This window comes from Streptomyces showdoensis (assembly GCF_039535475.1).
GTDB classification, from domain to species: Bacteria; Actinomycetota; Actinomycetes; order Streptomycetales; family Streptomycetaceae; genus Streptomyces; species Streptomyces showdoensis.
In genome coordinates this window covers 227,450-242,031 of sequence record NZ_BAAAXG010000026.1, presented here as the reverse complement: position 1 = coordinate 242,031, position 14,582 = coordinate 227,450, and the positions used below count along the sequence as shown (strand labels likewise).

The 14,582-nt window shown below is 72.1% G+C and carries 9 protein-coding genes; 3 read left to right on the top strand and 6 right to left on the bottom strand.

What is annotated here, in order from left to right; genetic code table 11:
• Positions 1-798: 798 nt before the first annotated feature.
• The gene (locus tag ABD981_RS13585; RefSeq protein ID WP_046907382.1) at positions 799-2,547 is read right to left on the bottom strand and encodes a recombinase family protein; all 1,749 of its coding nucleotides are present in this window, start codon (positions 2,545-2,547) and stop codon (positions 799-801) included.
• A 58-nt stretch (positions 2,548-2,605) separates the two neighbouring features.
• On the opposite strand from ABD981_RS13585, the gene ABD981_RS13580 reads away from it, so the two are divergent.
• Positions 2,606-2,734 carry a hypothetical protein gene (locus tag ABD981_RS13580; protein WP_276205573.1) on the top strand — a complete coding sequence of 43 codons (129 nt, stop codon included), beginning with the start codon at positions 2,606-2,608 and terminating at the stop codon, positions 2,732-2,734.
• A gap of 31 nt (positions 2,735-2,765) precedes the next feature.
• Here ABD981_RS13580 and ABD981_RS13575 read toward each other — a convergent pair whose 3' ends face one another.
• From ABD981_RS13575 to ABD981_RS13565, 3 genes are all read right to left on the bottom strand, one after another.
• Positions 2,766-2,900 (bottom strand): hypothetical protein, encoded by a 135-nt coding sequence (locus ABD981_RS13575; RefSeq protein WP_276205572.1) that lies wholly within the window; start codon positions 2,898-2,900, stop codon positions 2,766-2,768.
• Positions 2,901-3,060: 160 nt separating this feature from the next.
• Complete coding sequence (locus tag ABD981_RS13570; protein ID WP_165590923.1) at positions 3,061-6,027, bottom strand: AfsR/SARP family transcriptional regulator; 2,967 nt, start codon at positions 6,025-6,027, stop codon at positions 3,061-3,063.
• Positions 6,028-6,433: 406 nt separating this feature from the next.
• Positions 6,434-7,774, bottom strand: coding sequence for a hypothetical protein (locus ABD981_RS13565; RefSeq protein WP_345529285.1), 1,341 nt, complete (start codon positions 7,772-7,774; stop codon positions 6,434-6,436).
• Positions 7,775-8,099: 325 nt separating this feature from the next.
• Here ABD981_RS13565 and ABD981_RS13560 point away from each other — a divergent pair, with 325 nt between their 5' ends.
• Positions 8,100-8,747 carry a tetratricopeptide repeat protein gene (locus ABD981_RS13560; RefSeq protein WP_345529283.1) on the top strand — a complete coding sequence of 216 codons (648 nt, stop codon included), beginning with the start codon at positions 8,100-8,102 and terminating at the stop codon, positions 8,745-8,747.
• Here the strand turns inward: ABD981_RS13560 and ABD981_RS13555 are convergent.
• The gene (locus ABD981_RS13555) at positions 8,686-9,000 is read right to left on the bottom strand and encodes a hypothetical protein (protein ID WP_046907286.1); all 315 of its coding nucleotides are present in this window, start codon (positions 8,998-9,000) and stop codon (positions 8,686-8,688) included. The genes ABD981_RS13560 and ABD981_RS13555 overlap by 62 nt on opposite strands.
• A complete protein-coding gene (locus ABD981_RS13550) occupies positions 8,997-10,190 on the bottom strand; it encodes a hypothetical protein (protein ID WP_338058634.1) in 1,194 nt (397 codons plus the stop codon). Before ABD981_RS13550 ends, ABD981_RS13555 begins: the two co-directional genes overlap by 4 nt.
• A gap of 1,006 nt (positions 10,191-11,196) precedes the next feature.
• Here ABD981_RS13550 and ABD981_RS13545 point away from each other — a divergent pair.
• Positions 11,197-14,523, top strand: coding sequence for a phosphorylase family protein (locus tag ABD981_RS13545; RefSeq protein ID WP_345529280.1), 3,327 nt, complete (start codon positions 11,197-11,199; stop codon positions 14,521-14,523).
• The last annotated feature ends 59 nt before the right edge of the window (positions 14,524-14,582 follow it).

The following is a 14,582-nucleotide window of genomic DNA, read 5'->3' as shown; positions in this document are numbered from 1 at the left end:
GCGTGCCCACCCCGGGACTCGAACCCGGAACTCTGCGGCCGATATCCCCGAGCCGGGGCCGGGGCCGGTACCGCGCACCTCTGCTCTGTTGGGTCAGGTGGGCTTGGTCGTCCTCGCCGGCGGGGCCGGTCCGGACACTGTGGGGACCGCACGCGCTTACGACCCCTTTCGGCGCCCCGGTCAAGGGCGGTTACTCATGGGCGGTGCGGTCCCCGCGCTCTGTCACACGACCCCTGCGGCCACCCCCGTAACGGCGGGGTGCGTGGTGCACGGACAGAGCTGATGTGAGGGCAGGCACTCGGTCCGCCGTGGTTCCCCCTCGGGGTGGGTGCGCGGTAGTCCCGCCCTCACTCTGTTGTGGGGACCAGAGGTGTCCCGGCACCCACCGTGCGGCGTGCTCGGTGACTCCGTGCGGTCCCTCACTGTGTTGTCGGGACCAGAGGTGTCCCGCTCTATCCGTCCAGCCACGAGCCGTGCCGCGCGGTCCCTCGTGTGGTGTGGGGGGCCACCGAACTCCCGAGGTCCGAGCATGACGGGATGGCGTTTCGAGGACGGTTTGGTTTTCTCCTTATTTTTTCTTGTGCATACGAAAAAACACTCTGAACCGTCATACCGTCATGGCTCGGCCCGCTGGTCGGCCCCGCTGCGGGCACACCAAAGCCCCGGCGGTCCGCGAGGGACTACCGGGGCTCGGCTCGTTGTCGGCACGGGTGTACTGCATTCTCGGACTAGTCCTAGAAGCGCCGTGCCTCACCCGCGCTCTCCATACCGGCACGGGCTACGGCGAGGGTAACCGGATCACGCGGCCACAGTCACCCGCTCTTGACATGACTCCACGAGCCTTGCCGAGCTGCCCGGGGCTGGGGGCTTGTGTCCCCGCTTGTACGCTTCGTGGTCGCCTGCGGCAACAGCGAGCGATTCCGCGGCGGGGTCCAGCTCTCCAGTCATGCTGAAGTCCACGCGCCGAGTGTCGAGCTTCCGCCACCCTCCCCGCGTGCCGCGCCGAACGTCCAGTCTCACCCCAGCTTCAATGAGCATGGCTCGCCGGCCCGCAGTGTTCTTCTCGGCCCACTCGTCCGCGAAGGTGCGCCCAGTCCGCGTCACGATCCGCTGCGGCTCGCGCTTCTCGCGCGTCTCTAGATCGGCGATGCGTGCGTCGAGCGCGTCCGCACGTTCCTGCCACTTTGCCGCGGCGTGCTTTGACTTCTGGCGGCCCTGCTGTTTCTGGTGCTCCTCGAACTCGGCGAGGGTGGCCAGTAGCTCGGGCTCGGGGTCATAGCCCGGGATCTCAACAACCTGTGTCGTCTGTATGGTGCCCACCAGCCGCAGGAACTCCGCGGTCACGTAGTCATCCGTCCAGTCCCCGCGGATGTAGGCAGGTGCCGCGCACTGTACCCCCCGGGTACGGCTGTTGCATACGTACTTGGGGGCGGCGGTGGCGTGGGTCCGTCGTTTATCGAGGTACATGCGCTCCCCGCAGCTCGCGCAGTGGATCACAGTGAGTAGCAGGGCGTCTGTGTCTACCCGTGCGGCGCGTACCGGGCTCGCGGATCGGGGCTTGTTCAGGATGGCGCCCACCCGGTCGTATTCCTCGCGCGTCATGATCGGGCTTTCCGTCATCATCACGGGGTTGCCCTGGGCATCTCGGACCGGCACGCCTCGGTGCATCTTCCAGCCGAGGAGCGTTGGGTTAAGGAGCATCCGACGGATGGCGGAACCCGTCCAGCGGAACCGCTCGCGGGTGATCGACTGGCGTCCGCCGATGCGACCGCCCGTCTTTCTGTTCTTCATCAGCGACCAGTGGTCGCGCGGGCTCGGCACGTTGTCTGCGTTGAGTTGTACTGCAATGGCTGACGCGGACAACCCGTCCAGGAGTAGCCGAACGATGCGCTCAATGATCCTGACTGCATCCGGGTCCGGGATGAGCGTCCAACCGACTCCGCCGTACTCCTCGGGCATAGGGGCGGGCATGTATCCGTACGGTGGCATCCCTCCGCCACTCCAACGAAGCGGCATCTTTCGGATAGCCGCCATGGCTCCGGTCACCCGATCGCTGATGCTCTGCGCCTCCACCTGTGCAGCGAACGCAAACAACATCATCATCAGTTCGCCAGTGGGCGCCAGCGGGTTGCGGAAGTCGAATTCGATGCGCCCGCCCCCGACCCCTTCGGCAAAGACAAGCAACTTCCTGTGCTCGCGGGCCCACTTGGCAAGCTCATGCATGTCCGCCATGGACCGGATGGCGCGGTCAAAGCGCCACCAGACCAGTGCGTCAAACTCGTCTGGCTTCGCGAGCCACCCGCCGAGCTGTGGGCGGTCGAACGGGGAAACCTTGGACGCGCTCACGTCCAGGTCGATGGCTTCTCGGAGCTGGTCACCCTCGCCGAAGTCGATGCCGAGGGCTGCCGCGGCGATGTCGCCGGCTTCGCGCTGCCGCTCAGGGCTGGTCGTTTCGTCGGTCAGCACCGAGAGCCGGACGCACCGTACTCCGCGGAGGGTGGTTTCGTAGACCGTGCCCGCGAGCGGGGAACGGGATGTAGTCGTCATGCCCTCTGTGGGGACCACAGGGTTCCCGCTGCCGAGCGGGGGCAGGGTGGCCGTCGCCATGTTGTCGCTCCAGAACCAGAAGTTCCGAGCACTGGGGAACGAGGGGGCGATCCGCTTCTACGACCGTCTGGGCGCGACGTCGAAGGAGAAGCGGCGGTATTCCCTGCGGGTGGCGGACGGGGAATGAGCTTGGGCCCGGGAATCCGGGCCCAAGGTGTTCAGGTGCGGTCGACGACGGAGACGGCGAGGAGGGAGTCGGTTTCGGTCGTCGAGGACGGAATGCATATCGCGACGCCGATGGCGGCGGCGGTGCCGACAAGGCAGATGAGCATTCGTGTGGTCATGTTGTTCATGTCGCTCGCTAAGAGTCGTTCCGGTGCGCTTCGTTGCGCTCGACGGGATCTCAGCACCACTTCCGCATTGCTTGCAAACCGGCCGCGTGGAACAGATCGTTCTGATAAGTTCTCTGCCCGTCGGTGCCGGTGAATGTGTCGACTGAATATGCCAGAAGAGTCAACCCCGAGAATGCAGCGCCTGGAGCGCCCGCCGGGCCTCCGTCTCCTCGTGCGCCGCTCCGATGTCCCGGGCCGCCGTCCATGCGCCCTTGTAGTGCAGGGCCGCGTCCGCTCTGCGTCCCACCGCACGGAGGGCGTCGCCGATGCTGTGGAGCGTGGCGGCGGAATTGCGCAGGTCGCCCACTCTCCGGAAGACCGAGAGGGCTTCGCGGTACAGCGCGAGCATCTCCTCGGATTCGTTCTCGGCGATCATCGTGCTGGCGAGGTTCACCTGCGCGGAAGCCCGTTCCGTATCGCTTCCTATTCTCTTGAGGAGGGAAAGGGATTCGAGGGCAGCGCGCCGCGCGGTGTTCCGCTCGCCGAGGTGGATGTACAGATCCGACAGGTTGTTGAGGACGCGGGCGGCTTCCCGTTCGTCGCCGCAGGATCGGAATCCCTTGAGGGCGGAATGGAGGGATTCCTCGGACGCCTCGTAGTTCCCGAGGAACAGATGCGTGATGCCCATGTTGTTCCGGCACCGGGCTATCTGCCAGACGTCCCCGGTCCGCCGCCGTAATTCGAGCGTCGCGCTCTGGAGGGTCAGTGCGGTGGCGTGCCGGCCGAGGTTCCAGTGGACGACGCCGAGGAGATGGCGGACCTCGGCCTCCGTCTCCGGGTCGCCGACCGTGCGGGCGAGGTCGAGGGCGCGGTGGGCGCTCGACAGGGCGCGTTCGTAGCGGCCGGCCCGGGACTGGGCGCCGGCCAGGTCGATCAGTGCGGCGGCCTCGCCGCGTGCGTCGCCCACCGCGCTCCAGTGGCGCGCCGCGGGCCCGTGCATGCGCTGCGCCTCGCTCCAGTGCCCGTCCTCCTCCAGGAAACCGGCCAGGGCGCCGGCGAGCAGCGCGGCTTCGAGCGGGCGGCCGTGGGTGCGCGCGCAGTACTCGGCGGCGACCAGCCCGGGGCGCTCCAGGGCGAGCCAGTCCCGTGCGGCCTGCGCGTCACGCCACTCCGGCAGGGCGAACTCCGGGGCCTCCGGCGGGGGATGCGCGGCGGGCTCGTACCGGAACCGGCGCGGATGGATCAACCGGGCGGCCCGCCGTGATGCGTGCACATAGAAATGGATCAATCGCCCCTGCGCACGATCGCGTTCGCCCGGCGAGTCCTCCATGGCGGCGAGCATGCGGGCGAATTCACCGACGAGGTCGTGGAACTGGAAGCGTTCCGGCGCCGGTTCGGAGAGCAGATGATCGTCGAGGAGCGAGTCGAGCGCGCGTTCCGCCTCGCCGGGGGAAAGGCCGGTGATCGCGGCGGCGGCATGGGGTCCGAAAGTCGATCCGAAGTGCAGGCTCAGCAGCCGGAACGCCTTCCTTCGTTCTTCTGTCAGGTCCTGGTACGACATTTCGAATACCCGGGCTATCTCGCGGAATCCGTCCCTGATCTCCGCGAGCCTGCCGGGTGTCCTCATGAGTTTCTCCACCAGGTGGGAGGTGGTCCACGAGGGGCGGGACGCCAGGCGTCCGGCGGCCAGTTCGACCGCGAGCGGCAGGTGTCCGCAGAGCCGGACGATGCGCGCCACGTCCTCCGGGTCCCGTACCCGGTCGTCGCCGACCAGCCGCCGGAAGAGCGCCGCGGCGTCGGCGGCGGGGAGGATGTCGAGGAAGAGCGAGCGGACCCCGGGGAGCCCGGTGAGCCTCCGTCGGCTGGTGACGATCACCAGGGACGGGGAGCTGCCGGGAAGGAGCGGCCGCACCTGCTCCGCGTCCGCCGCGTCGTCGAGGACGATCACGGCACGGCGGCTGCTGAGCAGGGTGCGCCAGAGCGCGGTGCGTTCGTCCGGGTCCGCCGGGATCGAGTCGGCCGCCACGCCGAAGACCCGCAGCAGGGTGAAGAGCGCCGCCTGCGCGCTCAGGCCCTGGCGCCCGGGGGCGTGGGTGCGCAGATCGAGCAGCACCTGGCCGTCGGGGTAGCGGCCGGAGAGCAGCCGGGCGGCGTGGACGGCGAGGAGGGACTTGCCGACCCCGGGCATGCCGGCGATGGTCTGGAGCGCGATGACCCCGCCACCGCCACCGCCACCGCCACCGGCGCCCGCGCTTCCGCCGCTGCTTCCGCTGCCCGGACCACCGGGTTCCGCCGTCCCCGGGTCGGGCGGGAGGCCGGCGAGCCCGTCCGTGAGCAGGGCGAGTTCCCGTTCCCGGCCCACGAGGTCCCCGTGTCCCGGCAGCGTGTGGGGCGCGGCGGGCGACGGCGCCGGGTGCGGCAGCAGCTCCGTGACGGGCGCGCGGTCCAGAACCAGCCGGTGGACCCGGGACAGGGCCTCGCCGGGGTCCGTCCCGAGCTCTTCGGAGAGCCGTCGGCGGACCGAGTCGTACGTGCGCAGGGCGTCCGCCTGGCGCCCGCAGCCGTAGGCGGCCGTCATCAGCTGGGCCGCGATGGTCTCGTCGGTCGGGTGCTCGTCGAGCAGCGCGGTCAGGTCCGGGACGAGTTCGGCGTGACGTCCGAGCCGCAGCTCGATCGCGGTCCGGGTGAGGGTGGCGGCGAGCCGTTTCTCGTTGACGTGGGACCGGGTCGCCTCCGCCCACAGGCCGGAGAGGCCCGCGAGCGGTTCGCCGCGCCACAGCCCGTCCGCCGCGGTGAGCCGGTCCAGGGCGCCGGCGGTGTCCCCGCCGTCGGCGAGCGCGCGGGCCTCGTCGGTCAGCCGCCGGAAGCGGTGCCAGTCCACCAGGTCCGGGTCGATCTCGAGGGTGTACGCGTGCGCGCCCTGCACCAGGCGGGCCGGGTCCCCGGCGGCGTGCAGGCGGCGCCGGATGCGCGCCGCGTACACGTGCAGGCTGGCGCGGGGCTTGCTGGGCGGCCGGTCGTCCCACACCCGGTGCACCAGGGCGTCGAGCGTGACGGGGTGGCCCGCGTCCAGGGCCAGGGCGGCGAGGGCCAGCCGTTCCTTCGGCGTTCCCGGCGCGCCGCGGGTGCCGTCCGAGCGGAATTCCACGGGGCCGAGCAGAAGTATTCCGAAGTCCACCGAGCGTCCCCTATCGCCGGTAGGCCCGCACATGTGTGCCTGCACTCGCTTGTAGAGGGCAAAGGATGACACGATGCCAACTCGGTCAAAAGATGGCGCCACTCGATCAAATTGCTTGGCCAGAATGATCTGTTGATCTCAATTGATCAGAGCGTTCGGTCTGATTTGGGTCAATTGAGGGTAGGGGTCATGCCGTCCAAGAAGGCCAGAGTCATAGGCGCCGACGGACATACGGGGGGAGACGGAAGATATGGAAGCCGTGACGGCTCCACAGCTCACCACTGCCCTGATCAACGGGGCGGCACGCCCTGAAATGTGGCGCGTTCTCGTCGACCGGCTCAGGGATCTCGGGGCGGACCCGGCGGTCGCCGACCTCTTACGCGGCGGGCCGGCCGCCCACCCCGCCACCAGCGCGGAACTGGCGCGGCGGCTCGCCCGCGCGGCGGCCGCGGACCCACGGCTCGGGAGCGTCCTGCGGCACTGGACGGCCGAGGTCACCGCCGCCACCGCCGCCAACAATGACACCGCCACCGCCAACACCCTCACCGGTGCGGCCACCGTCCACGGCTCCGTCGTGCAGGCCGGCGAGGTCCGGGGCGACGTCCACATCCACGTACCGCCCGCAGCGGGCACCCCGCCCGCCCCCCACGTACGGCCGGCCCCGCGGCAACTCCTCCCCGCGCCCGAGCACTTCACCGGGCGCGCCGACGCCCTCGACGCCCTGGACGCACTCCTCCCGCAGCTCGGCGGCCGCCCGCTCCTCACCGTCGTCAGCGGACCCGCCGGGGTCGGCAAGTCGTCGCTCGTCACCCGCTGGCTCCACGGCCTCACCGACCGCTTCCCGGACGGGCAGCTCTACGCGGACCTGCGCGGCCACCTGCCCGACGCCGGCCCCGCCGCCCCCGGCGAGATCCTCGGGCGGTTCCTCCGGGCGCTCGGTGTCAAGGACGTCCCCGTCGAGCCCGCCGAGTCCGCGGCGCTCTGGCGCTCCCACACCGCGGGGCTCCGGCTCGCCGTCATGCTCGACAACGCCCTCAGCGCCGCCCAGGTCCGCCCGCTGCTGCCCAGCTCCCCGGGCAGCCTCGTCGTCGTCACGAGCCGCGGGCGGCTGACGGCCCTCGGCATCGACGGCGCCTCCTTCCAGCAGCTCGGCGTGCTGTCCCCGGCCGACGCCGTCGAGCTGCTCGCCGGGCGGATCGGCGCCGAGCGGGTCCGGCGGGAGCCCGAGGCGGCCGAGGAGGTCGCCGCCCTCTGCGCCGGCCTGCCGCTCGCGGTCTCCGTCGCCGCGGCCCGGCTGGCCGCCCGGCCCCAGCAGTCCCTCTCCGCCATGGCGGGCGCGCTCGGCGGATCCGGCGCGGCCCGGCTCGACGCGCTCAGCCTCGGCGGCGAGCACGCCGTACGGCTCGCGCTGGACGCCTCGTACCACCAGCTCACCCCCGAACTCGCCCGCGGCTACCGCCGCCTCGGCCTGCCGCCGGTCACCGTCCTCAACGGCCCGGTCGCCGCCGCTGCCTGCGCCGTCGGCCCCGACGAGGGCGACCGGCTGCTCGACGACCTCGCCGAGGTGAGCCTCCTGGAGGACCTGGGCCCCGACGGCACCACCGGCCTCGGGCGCTACCGCTTCCACGACCTGGTCCGCGCCCACGCCGGGCAGCTCGCCGTCGACACCGAGGACCCCGCCGACCGCCGGGCGACCGTCCGCAGGGTCGTCGACCACTACCTGGCCACCGCCACCGCGGCCGAGGCACTGCTCACGCCCAGCCACCGCACCCTGCGCCGCGACTACGCCCACCCGCCGGGCCACCGGCCGTCCTTCGACGGCCCCGCCGCGGCGCTCGCCTGGCTCGACACCGAGCGCTTCCACCTCATGGCCGCCCTGCGGACCGCCGCCGAACAGGGCTGGGACGCCACCGCCTGGCAGCTCGCCGACGCGATGTGGCCGCTCTTCCTGCGGCTGCGCCCGTACGACCTGTGGGTCGAGGCGCACGAGACCGGCCGCGCCGCCGCCCTGAGGGCCGGGGGACCGGCCGGGGCTCAGCCGCATGCTGACCTCGGGCGGCGTCGGCCTGCGCAACGCCGGGCGGTCCGACGAGGCCGTCGAGTGGTTCACCGAGGCGGTGCGCGGCGCCCGCGAGGACGGCGACCGCAAGGCCGAGGCCCAGGCCCTGCACGGCCTCGGCCAGTCGCACCTGCTGGCCGGCCGGCTCGACCGGGCCACCGCGTACCTGACCGAGGCGCTGGCCCTGCGCGAGGCCATCGGCTACCGGCGCGGCGCCGCGATGACCCGGATCTGCCTCGGCGACGCGGCCCTGGCGGCGGGCCGCCCCGGGCAGGCCCTGGCCCCGTTCGCCGAGGCCCGGGCCGCACTCGTCGCGGTGGCCGACCCGTACGACGCGGCCCGCGCCCTGGCCTTCCTCGGGCTGGCGCTGGCCCGCGCCGGAGCACGGCACACCACCGGGGAGGACGCCGAGACGGTGCTGCGGCAGGCCCTGGACGAGTTCGTCGCGACGGGCTCGGTCCACTGGCAGGGCAGGGTGCTCGAAATGCTCGGCGAGACCGCCGCCCTGCGCGGGGACCCGGCCGCGGCCAGGGAGCTGTACGAGCGGTCCCTGGCGCGCTACGCCCCGGTCAGCGAGTCCGACGCGACGCGGCTGCGCGCCCGCCTGGCCGGGACGGACCCGCTTCCCTGAGCACGACCACCAGGCTCACGCTCCCGGACCCGCTCACCCGCAGCCCGAGGACGAACCCGCCCTCGGCCCGTCGTACGACGCTCACCAGGCACCCCGGATACCTCAGCAGCACGGCCCCGGCGAGCCGCACGGCCGCCGGGTGGGGGAGGGCGTCCGGGGCGGCCAGCACGTCCGCGCACTGCAGCCAGGCCTCGCTCGCGCCGCCGTCGAGCGCGACGCACAGCAGCTCCTCGCACGCCGCGGCGGCGGTCACGCGCAGGCTCCCGACCGGTCGTCCGTGCCCGAGTCCAGCGCGGGCGGGTCCGGCAGCGGGGCCGTGGCCGGCTCGTACGCGGGCTCGCCGAGCCGGAGGATCCGGTACAGCAGCCGTCGCATGTTCGCGTTGAACCGCCCCGGCTCGGAGGAGATCCGGCCCGCGATCCGCGCGTACGCCTCCGCCGGGTACTCCGCCGCCGCGTACGCCAGCTGCTCCGCCAGCGGGTGCGCGGGGGAGAGCGCCGGGGCGACCCGGGCCAGTTCGGCGCCGGGGGAGGCCGGATTGACGTCCTCCTCGGGGAAGCGGGCCAGCAGGATCGCGGCCGGCGTCATCGTGGCGTACAGCGTGACCGAGCCGTGGTCGCCGATCACCCAGTCCGCCGCGACCAGCAACGGCCGCCAGTCGGCGTCCGGCGTCACCAGAGTGATGCCGCGCCGCCGCAGGGTGTCCAGCCAGGCCCGTACCTGCCAGTCGCCGTGCCCCGACCAGACGTTGGGATGGACGAGCACCGCGATCCGGTACGCGCGGTCCGGCAACTCGGCGAGCAGCCGCGGCAGCAGCGCGTCCAGCCGGTTGAACGACGAGCCGAGCCCCCACGTCGACGACACGAGGACCAGCCGCTCGCCGGGGCGCAGCCCCAGCGCCATCCGGTAGCGCTCGCGCAGCGGCAGACTGGCGGCGATCCGGTCGTGGACGCCGTCCCCGACGACCTCCGTGACGGGCAGCGCCTCGGGGCAGGACGCGCGCAGCAGCTCCAGATCCTCCCGATGGGCCACGGCGTACGCGGCGGGTACCACCCGGTCGCCCCACATCAGGTACGACCGCCCCATCCCCCCGACCCCCCGGGGCTCACCCGGCCGCCGCGCGTCCGCGACCCGCGCCAGCTTCATGTGCCCGGCCCCGTGCGGCAGCCGGACGAGCGGCGCCCGCAGCCGCTCCACTCCCTGCGAGCCGGCCGCGAGCGCGAGGTCGAACTCGCCGCGCACCGCCTCCTCCCACGGCAGCACGACCCCGCCGAGCCCGTGCAGCGCCCGCAGGGCCCCGCCGTTGAAGGCGTGCGGCGCGACGGTGAAGGCGACCTGCACCCGCAGATCCGCCGCCAGCAACGGCAGCAGCTCCCGCAACCGTCGCCCGTACACCTCGGTGTGCACGACCACCAGCACCTTGCGGCACCCCTGCAGGGTCACCCACTGCGCCGGATTCCTGACCACTCCGTCCATCACAACCCCCGCCTCGGCTCACCCGACCAGTCCGCCGACGAACCTCCCCCACACCCCCGTCCACCCCCTTGCGGGGCCCTTGCCGAAACCTTGCCGCCGACTTCAAGGGGGGCGGGGCAGCGGCCGGGAATCGACCGCCCCTGGAAACCCTCACTCATCGACGGATCCCTGGAGCCCGTCGGCACCGCGGCATAGAGTACGAACGGGTCGTCACCGAGGTTTCACGAGACTCGGGACGCCCTCGTCCGATTCGGGGGGCCTGGTACCGGGCCGCATTGTTCGGAGAGGTGTGGCCTCCAGGTGTCGGTGGACCGGGTCGACGTTTTGGTCATCGCCACGTTGCCGGAGGAGCTGGCAGCGGCGAAGGCCGCGGGCCTCGCCGGGGTGTCCGGCGACCCTGGGGTGGCGCGGTGGGAGGAGCGCGGCGCGGGGGGACCGGCCCCGTACTGGTGGGGTGAGTACCGTCGAGCGGACGGCCGCCGCCTCTCGGTGGCGTTGGCGCGATCGACGCACATGGGCAGCCGGGAAACGGCGCCCATCGTCACCGCGTTGACCCAGCTGTTGCAGCCCGGATGCCTGGCCATGTGCGGGGTGTGCGCGGGCAACCCCGACGAGGTGGCCCTCGGGGACGTCGTGGTGGCCGACCCGGTCTACGAATGGGACGAGGGCAAGCAGTCCCCGGCAGGGCTGAAAGGCGACCATCGGCAGTTCCGGCTGGACCACCGGTGGCTTCACGCGGTGCAGGACTTCACGCCCAGCGGGCTGCCCAGCCACCGCCCGGCCGACGACGAGGACGCGTTGCCGTGGCTGTTGGAACGCTTGTACCGGGGCCAGGATCCGCGGAGCCACCCCGCGCTTCGCCGGTACTTCCCGGAAGGCACATGGGGGGGCGCGGCTGCGGCAATGGGAACAGGGGGGATGGATCGGCCGTGCCCGCGCCGGGCTGGAGTTGACCGACCAGGGCGCCGAGTCGGTGCAGAGGCGGTTGTACGACGATGTGGACGGGCCGCGGCGTCTGCCCTTCGAGGTGGTGGCGGCCCCGATGGCGTCGGGGAGCGCGGTGGTCGCCGATCCCGGGCTGTGGGCCCGGTTGCAGCGCATGGGGGCGCGAAAGATCGCCGCGGTGGAGATGGAGGCGGCCACCGTCGCCACGGTGGCGCACCAGCATCGGGTGCCGTACTGCCTGATCGCCAAGGGCGTCATGGATCACGCCGACAGCGACAAGGACGATCGGCACAAGCGGTTCGCGGCCCGCGCCTCGGCCGAGGTGTTGTACGCCTTGCTCGCCCGGTTACTGCCCCCTGCCGAAGCGGAAGGCACGGACCCCGTCCCGTCGATCGCGCCCTTCGTCCGGATCGACGATGCCGATGTCTACGGCGACGGCGACCCGGCGACCATCGCCTTGCAGCGTGACGAGTACGGCGCCGCCACGACCGCCCCGCTGCCCGAGTTGCACGAGGTCGTCGATCACCTGAGCACGCGCCGCATCGCCCGCGTCTCCGGAGAGTCGGGCACGGGGAAGACCACGCTGGCGGCCATGGTCGGACGGGACGCCGAGCGGGCGGACACGGCCTTCTACGTCGACCTGGCGAGTCTCAACACGCCGTTCAGCGCCACCGACACGACGTTGCTGCTCGACCGCCTCAGCACCCTCGACGAGCCGGGCAGACTGCTCATCGTCGACAACACACACCTCGATGCCCGTCTGGAACGGAACCTCGTCAATCACTGGCTGGCCACCTGCGGTCGCGGTTTCATGCTGCTGCTCTCCCGGCGCGACGAGCACGACAACCGCGTGCCGACCGTGAGGCTCACCGTCAGCGACAGGTCGCTGCTCGCCGTGTGGCGCCGGACGGATGCCTTCGCCCATGCCGCCCTGGCCCTGCCGTCGGGCGGCGCCCTCATGAGTTGGAAGGAGACGTTCCCCGACCTGGTGACGTTCGCGCTGGCGATGCGCGGAAGCATCGGCCGGCTGGCGGCCGGCGCCACCGCGCTCTCCCAGCAGGACGCCGTCGCCTTCATCCGGTCGCGGTATCTCACCGGTCGCAGCGCCGAAGAGGAAGAGAACCTGCGCCGCCTGGCCACGGCCGGACGGTACGAGTTCGGCCTGAGCGCCGGCTCGCTCGTCTCCAACGGCCTGTCGACGCTCGTCATGGAAGGTCTCGTCCACTCCCGCGAGCGCTACTACACCCTGGGGCATCCGGCGGTGGCGCGGCTGCTGCTGCGCGCGCTGGGCGTATCGACCGACTCCGCGGAGCTGAAGCAGATCGCGGTCACCGAGCCCTATGTCGCCTGCGGGATCGCCTCGCGACTCGTCCAGGCCGGACGCCGCACCGACGCCGTGCGGCTCCTCGCGCACCTGGTCGTGGACGGCGTCATCCGCGAGGACGTCCTCGCGGGGGCCAATCTGTCCAACCTGTCGCGGACGACCCGCCAGCTCGACTCCCTCGGTGTCGCGCGGCTCCCGGACATCGACCACCAGCTCTCCCTGGAGCAGGAACTCCTGGCCGCCAAGGTCCAGCAGTCTTCACCGCCGGAGGTCATGCACTTCCTGCAGTTCCTCAAGCTGCTCCCACGAACTGCCGCCTTCTTCAGCACCCTGCTCAAGCAGCCCGTGGTACGGCAGGAGTTCATCGCCTGGTCCTACGACGCGCCGGTCTGGTCCTTGCTGAACGTCGGGCTGGCCGCCCGCCAGTTCGACGACGAGCTGGGCAGGAGGCTGTTCGCCATCCTCTTCGACGTCCGGGCCGCCGACGTGGCGGAGGAAATGAGCCGGGCCAGCTCGTCCGACCTGGGCAGCTGCTTCCGGGCCGGCGAGATCGCGGAGCGGAGCGCCGAGTTCGTCGCCGTCATGGCGGAGCGGGTCGGCGCGTCGATCCCCGAGGTGGTGCGTCACTGCATGCGCCGGGGACCTGACGAGGTGATCCAGTACCACGCCTTCCTGCAGCGGAGGCGTCCGGAGCTGGCGACGGCGTTCCGGGACCGGCTCGCGAGCGCCGAAGCCTGGCCCGAACTCCGCGACGCGCTCGCCAACCGACACGTCGGGCACCTGGTTCGCCTGATGGCGTGGGCGGACACCCACGGGGAGGCCGAGCTGAGCGGGCGCCTGGAGGAGGTCATCGGCGACCGCCTGAGAGGCGACACGCTCGCCTGGGACCTGCCCCTGCTCACCGCGGACGAGTTCACCGCCCTCTTCTCGACGGTCGGCGACTCCCGGACGCTCGGAGGAGCGCTCCCGGCGGTGCGCCGGTGTCTGGGCGAGCACCTGGACGTCGTGGCTCGGAACACCCTCGCGCGCGGGCTGGAGCAGTACGTGCTCCTGTCCCACGTCCTCGCCTCCCACGCGGCGGAGCTGGCGCCGGACTTCCGTCGTCAGCTGCTGGGCGCCGAGCTCCGCGATCTCGCCGTGGCGCAGGAGCGGCGCGCGCCCGTGCACGTGGCCGAGTCCGTCCGCGGGTGGACCGAGCTCGAGCCCTCCGCCCTGGAGGAATTCCTCCGGGGCAGAGAGCGCACCGCGGCCTCCACCGACCGACGGGAGATCGTGCGCGACGACATCGGTGCGGCCTGTCGCACCTCGGACGCCCTCTTCGAGCTGCACGGCTTCGCCGGCAGCGAGGAATGCCGGGCCGCCCTGTCACCGGTCGGCCTCACCGCCCCGGCCGTCATCGGGCGGTACCTCGTCCTCGCCTCACGTCCGGCCTTCGCCGACCGGTCGGAGGTGCTCGCCGCGTTCGCCGGGCTGTCCCGGTATGAGCGTCACGTCGCGCTGGGCGGTGCGATCCGGATGGTCGGTGCCCGGCCAGCGGACGAAAGGGCGTTCTGGGGCGCGCTGCTCTCCTCCCCGGACGCCGTGCTCACGCCGCCGGTCCAGCGTTCGCTGCTCGCGGCGAGCGCGGGTCGCGCGCTCGCCATCGCGAGAGGACTGGGCGAGGACGAGCCCGGGGCGAAGGAATCCGTACCGCAGCTGTGCGCGACCATCGTCCGCGACTGGTACGGCGCGAGCGCGGTGAACCTGGCGACCCCGCACTTCGAGGGCATGCTGTACGCCTACGCGCGTGACCCGGGCAGCACGTCGCCACGGCTGCTGCCGTACCAGGCGGTCTCCATGGCGCACACGCTCCGAGCGATGGGCCGCCTGAACGCCGAGCTGGAGTCGAAGCTGGTCACGGCGCTGCGGCGCGAGGTCATGCAGAACACGAGCGCCCTCCACCGCCAACGCTTCGAGGCTTGGGCCGACTACTCCGACATCGCCGCGGCCACGCTGGCCCCAACGGGGCCGGGGGCTGGCACGACGGGCTGAGACGGCTCCGTTTTCCAGCTCCTGCACGTGCCCTTCGACGCGACCATCGACCGAGCCCG

Excerpts from the sequence above, each read along its gene's own strand:
- ABD981_RS13580 (WP_276205573.1), top strand. The coding sequence starts at position 2,606 with ATGTTGTCGCTCCAGAACCAGAAGTTCCGAGCACTGGGGAACGAGGGG.
- ABD981_RS13585 (WP_046907382.1), bottom strand. The coding sequence starts at position 2,547 with ATGACGACTACATCCCGTTCCCCGCTCGCGGGCACGGTCTACGAAACC.
- ABD981_RS13575 (WP_276205572.1), bottom strand. The coding sequence starts at position 2,900 with ATGAACAACATGACCACACGAATGCTCATCTGCCTTGTCGGCACCGCC.
- ABD981_RS13560 (WP_345529283.1), top strand. The coding sequence starts at position 8,100 with ATGCTGACCTCGGGCGGCGTCGGCCTGCGCAACGCCGGGCGGTCCGAC.